Annotated in this window: 4 protein-coding genes and 1 pseudogene; 1 reads left to right on the top strand and 4 read right to left on the bottom strand. The window is 32.8% G+C overall.

The window, feature by feature from the left end; genetic code table 11:
* Positions 1-256: 256 nt before the first annotated feature.
* The 4 genes and pseudogenes from nheB to AC1DJR_RS23280 all read right to left on the bottom strand — a co-directional run bounded on the left by nheB (position 257) and on the right by AC1DJR_RS23280 (position 5,034).
* Positions 257-1,411 carry a non-hemolytic enterotoxin subunit B gene (gene nheB, locus AC1DJR_RS23265; protein ID WP_477003606.1) on the bottom strand — a complete coding sequence of 385 codons (1,155 nt, stop codon included), beginning with the start codon at positions 1,409-1,411 and terminating at the stop codon, positions 257-259.
* A gap of 50 nt (positions 1,412-1,461) precedes the next feature.
* Positions 1,462-2,631 (bottom strand): non-hemolytic enterotoxin subunit A, encoded by a 1,170-nt coding sequence (nheA, locus tag AC1DJR_RS23270; protein WP_002203998.1) that lies wholly within the window; start codon positions 2,629-2,631, stop codon positions 1,462-1,464.
* Positions 2,632-3,241: 610 nt separating this feature from the next.
* A pseudogene (locus AC1DJR_RS23275) lies at positions 3,242-3,585 on the bottom strand (DDE-type integrase/transposase/recombinase); the annotation flags it as partial.
* A gap of 237 nt (positions 3,586-3,822) precedes the next feature.
* Positions 3,823-5,034 (bottom strand): MFS transporter, encoded by a 1,212-nt coding sequence (locus tag AC1DJR_RS23280; protein WP_001099736.1) that lies wholly within the window; start codon positions 5,032-5,034, stop codon positions 3,823-3,825.
* A gap of 230 nt (positions 5,035-5,264) precedes the next feature.
* On the opposite strand from AC1DJR_RS23280, the gene AC1DJR_RS23285 reads away from it, so the two are divergent.
* Positions 5,265-5,703 (top strand): LysR family transcriptional regulator (locus AC1DJR_RS23285; RefSeq protein ID WP_477003607.1); only part of this gene is annotated, 439 nt, incomplete at its 3' end.

The following is a 5,703-nucleotide window of genomic DNA, read 5'->3' on the forward strand; positions in this document are numbered from 1 at the left end:
CTCAAATATATCACGTATTTTATTAAATCCATAAGCTTCTATTCTTTACTTCAAATGAATTACGATTATTGCAAATAAAATAACATATTAAAATAGAGGTTTTCATACTTTCTTATTTTATAATCTTTATCAAGTTTCATAACTATATAGGAAATCTCCTGCTCAAACTTGAACAGGAGACTCATATTATGTGTTCTTCAAAAGGGAAAGTAGTATATTATATTTTTCATTACTTCGGAAATTTCTTGAAGTAATACTATTTTTTCTCTTCTACGAATTTAATCTCATTATTTTGAATGTTTTCAGCATACTTGTTAACCTGTTCCCAGCTACGTTTAGCTATATTCAGATCTGCTTTTAATAAAGTAAGCTTGTCTGGGTTAATTCTGTCAACATTGTCATTMAATGATTTATATTTTGCCCCCATTGTCTGCCACTGATTCTTTACATTTTCAAGAGCAGTAATAGCTGCATCAATTGTTGCTGTTAAATTATTAGTATTATTTTTCAAGAGCGTTAACTTACCTACCTGTTGTTGCGCAGTTGAAATGTTTTTTGATAGGTTTATAATCTCATCTTGTGCTGTCTTTATCTGCTGCTGCGATGTAGTAACTCCGTATATCCCGCCGCCTAATGCACCTGCACCAATAGGCGCAAAGATAATTGTAGCAGTTAAGTATGCACCGAGAGCAGTTGCAACCGACGATGCAATATAAACTTTATTATTCTCATCAATTAATGTTTGATTTGCTTCGATTTGTTTCTGCATCAATGGAATTCCAGCGTCTTGACCAGATAAAATATCTGTGATTTTGTTAGTATCAGTTTTTAAATTTTGTGTATCCAGTTCTAATTTGCCGCGAAAGACTTTCAAATCTTGCACTAACCTGTCCACTGCACCTTTATTCTCTGAAATACTTTCATCTAAACTTGTAAGCACAGCTTTTAGCGTTTCTTTGTCATTATTATTTGCAGCTTCTACCAAAACATCATAATAATTTTGAAATTGTGTATTATAATTGATAATATTTTGATTCGTCTGGATTATTTGCGGTTTCAAACCATCTAACCATTGTTTTGCATTTGTTTTAGAAGCATCGTGGTTGTCCTTAATGCTTTTTTGTAAATCATTGTTAATTACAGTTAAACCATCAAAATTAACATTTGCTTGTTTAACAATAGTTAAAGCATACAGGTCCATTACCAACATATTGGATCCAGTTTTCTCTAGCGCATCTTTAAGCCCTTCTGGTCCAAGTGAATACTCAGGGTAGTTATTTTCTGCATCTGCATAAATAGGTGCTGGTTTTGTTGTATTTTCCGCTGCCGAGGCATATGATGGCGTAATGCTACCCGCTGCGATTGTTGCAATTAATGTAGATAAAGCCATTACTTTATAAGGTTTTTTCATAATATTTACATCTCCTTATATTATATTATTAAGATTTTTTCTTCATTCTACTATTTTGCCTCTGTTACTTTTATGTTTGTAACACTATTTTCATATTCCGTTGTTTGTTTATTCAATTCATCCGTAAACGTTTTGAGTTCTTTTAATTGTGCTTGTAATGCATTAGAATCTATTTTCGCATCAGTACTAAGACTTCTCTTCATTTGAATCATTGTGTCATTAAAGATGTCCCAACTACTTACTAGCTTGTCAAAACTCTCAATTTGCTTTTTAACTACTCTTGTAAAGTTATTTAACTGTAGATCAATAAGTGTCATTTGAGTTGCTTGCACTTCAATTTTTGATAATTTTTGTAGCAATAGAATTTTTTGTTGTTGCTTCTGACGAGCATCATTATTCAGTTTTGTTACTTCATCATTTTGGACTTGTCCAACTTGGTTATAAATCACTTCCAAGTTAGACGTGTCTAAAGTATGATCCTTACCTGCGTCTATCCAAATATCAATAACCGACTTTCCAATATTTATAGAACCTTTTACATTTTCTTTTGGTAGAGCTAGAAGTTTTGTATAATCATCTTGAATGTTTTCCTCAAGTTGTCTAATTTCCGTTCTTGATTTTTCAATTTCTCCGCCTGAACTCTTATAACCTTCAATCGCTCTGCTAACTTTACTAGAAAAACTCTTACTATCTTCAACCAATTCATTTTTATAATTGTTTAAGTCTACTGAATCTCCTTTCATATCATACTGAATTGCTTGCATTTGATCTTGAAGTGCATTAAAAGTACTTACAAAGTCTTCTTTTGCTTGCGAATCGTCATTCATTTTTTCAGCTAGTTCAACCAATATATCATAATAATTTGTAAATCTTGTCCCAAAATCCTGCATGTCTTGATTTACATTGAATAGTTTTGGATTATATGTATCCAGCCAGTCTTGAACATGGTTTCTTGCAGTACCTTGATCAGTTGTTATTCCAGGTATAGCAGTTACTTCAAGGTTCGGTTGCTTTAATATGATTAGCCCATATCCTTGAATTAATGGCGTCTGTGATCCTAATGTCTTAATCGAATCTGATAATCTATTCATAGCAACTTGATTTTGACTACTTGTTAGTTGTGAATAAGTTGTTTTACTTTCTGCAAAAGTATTTACAGGTAAGAAGCAACTTGTAGATACTGCTGTAACTAATAACCCTGCGACTAACGTTTTTTTCATGGTAATTCCTCCTATTAATTGGTGTTTGTCGGTAAGATTCCTACAGGATTAGAAAAATGATATTATACTGTACATTGCTTATACTTTTATTGCGAAATAAAATCACTTTTGCTATGTAGAAACTTAAAACACTTTTTTTACAAATGTGATAATTTTTGAGAGTCTAAACCCTTTGCGATTCACTGAATATTAAGATTTTTAATCTCAACATAATGTTACTTGCAACTTTACTACACTCCTATTTAGTGTAATTTGCTCCTTTCTTAGTGGTCGTACCAGTTATGCTATTTATTAAAACATTAAATTTCCGATGCGTATATAGTAAAATTTTGTCGTAAATAGTAGAATTTTATCTTATGTATTCGATAATTTTATTGTTACATACTTAATATGATTGAGAGGATATTATACTACAATAAAATTAATGATGAATTCTATTGTAGTAATTATAATGATTATAACTTAATATATCTAATTAAAAATAACTATATTAATTTAGAGGGGAGTAGTGTTTATTTTAGAAAAATAATTATAGAATAATTTAATGGTATTACTTATACTTTTTTACCGTTATTTAGGTATGCATAATTGCATAAAATGTAGATCAAAGCTTTCTTGAAAAGCGCTTTGCAGCCTTCTGGTTTCTTGTTTTGCTTAGAAAAAAATCAATTGTGTTCCCTTTCGAATCAAAACCACGATATAAAGATATTCATTCCCCTTTTACTTTGATATATATTTCATGGACTCTTCAAGAGCCATTGGTTTGAGGTGAAATCAGATTCATTTGTCCAATTCAGAATCATACTGATGATCTCAACGCATATTCGTTGTATGAGAAATGGGTAAACCCTGTTTCTCCATCATTCTCCCAAATCACGACAACTGATGTCGTACCGTTAACAAAATAATATCAGGCTGATAGTGCTTCCATTTGAACGAATTTTGCTTATTCACACTGAACACCATCCCTTTTCTAGATTGATAGTATCAGTATGTCCAAGTTTAAGAGATTTTTGCACCAGAACCTCAAAGTTTTTGCACCAGAACCGTCCCTTAATCCACCTTTCAATTCAGATCTTCTTTTCACTATCAACCCCCCCCCTTTTAGATAAACAGATCCAACGGGGCAAAACATCGCAACTTTTTTATAAACGTCGCGACTTTATGAGTAGCTCTTTTGGGAGATTAATTTTACGATGATTTCATAGACAGTTCTATTTTTATATTCGCTCTATATAAATTAATCGCTCCTAAGGCTACAGCTAGTCCAACAAGATAAAGTGCTAGCTGATAACTATTTAATATACTTACTACTAAACCGAATAAAGAAGGTGCTATGACAATAAATATTTGATTTAATGTCATTGCTGAACTCACTGTTAAGCCTATATAACGAGAATCCGATTGCTCTGTAACACAGGCAATAAAAATCGAATACCAACCAATTGCTACAATCCCCAGTAAAAAACAGAATAGTAGCATCCATATTTTTATTTCTACATGGATGATTAGTGGCAACATCACTGTAAGAATTACTGTAACAACCATCACAATAAGTAATAATCTTTCTCTATTATGCTCAAAGAATTGATCACTCATCCACGCAAGGGCAACTCGTCCAATCATCCCCCCTATTAAAACGAGGCTTAAATATTTCCCTGCCCCTGTTAATGAATAGCTACCTTCTTGATGTAAGTAACTCATAAAATGTGTAATGATAATCATCTGTAATGACATCATCACAACACCTACAATGTACATCGGATATAACTCTTTATTATTTTTGATAGCACTCATTTTCTCCTTAAACGACAACGATATCGATTCTGTAGCACGAGTTCTTTCTGGATCATGATAAAGTAATAAGAAAAGTAGACCTCCAATAATTGCTACAATCCCTTGTACAACATGCGCGGCTGACAAATTGAAATGGTAATATGTATAAGATAAACTAACAGAGGCAAGAGCTCCTCCTATCGGTATACCTGTCTGCCTTATTCCTAGAGCTAGCCCCCTATGTTTGTTGGGAAACCATTTTACTATAGCAGTACTACCACCAGTTTGAGCACTACCGTACCATATCCCAACCAATATTAATAAAAGCAGCAATACAATATAATTGTTAACAAAAACTAGCGTTAACACTGAGATTCCTAATAAAATGGCTCCCCATCCAATAATTTGTTTCTCCCCTTTTTTATCCATTAAATAACCAAACACTAGCATTGAAAACATTGGACCAATATTAACAGCTGAAACAATAAACCCTGTTTGCAGTGGTGTTAAGTTCCATTCAATTTGATAGAATGTAGCGATAGGTCCCATACCATACGTCACAAAGGTTGCTGCAGTTTGTGATAGTGTAGCAACCAATACGATTAACCATTTATAATACGTGTTCATTAATGCCCCCCCAATACTTTGCTAATACACATTTGTATCCGTTCAGTATCAATTGGCTATGGATCTTTTTTATAGAGACAGTATTCACATAATCTTTTATTAGCTTGGGCCATTATCCCGACTCCTTACTTATTAAGCTAACTAGAGTTTACTCTGCCTACTGAAGCGCGTAAAATAGAGAAAAATGATAGGATCTATTAAAATTTTTTATAGGGTGTGTGACAGACAATATGAATATGGAAGAAATTGCACTAAAAATTGAAATATTAAATCGCCAAAATTTAAGTAAATCCGCAGAAATCACAAACTATACTCAATCCGCCCTTACTGCTAAAGTAAAAAAAATGGAGTCCGAAATTGGAAAACCTGTTTTTAAACGTTCACCCCAAGGTTTGAAAATTACTAGCGTAGGTACTCAGTATAGAAACTATCTTCAGCTTATTACTCAAGAGTACGAAGAATTTTTACAATCCATTGGTGCCTATCAGGTTAACTTTAAAGTGAACTTTGGTACATCACATACAACCTTAAAAATCTACGGTGCGCCCATCGCTAATACGCTTAATACGAAGGACATTCAATTGGATGTAGACTTCGCAGTAGATTCAAGTAATGCCTTAAATGAAAAAGTACACAATTCCGAATTGGATTGTGCACTCATTAGTAATC

The organism is Bacillus sp. 05T31, assembly GCF_056396725.1.

Bases quoted from the DNA above. Each gene is read 5' to 3' on its own strand.
- nheA (WP_002203998.1), bottom strand. From the start codon at position 2,631: ATGAAAAAAACGTTAGTCGCAGGGTTATTAGTTACAGCAGTATCTACA.
- AC1DJR_RS23280 (WP_001099736.1), bottom strand. From the start codon at position 5,034: ATGAACACGTATTATAAATGGTTAATCGTATTGGTTGCTACACTATCA.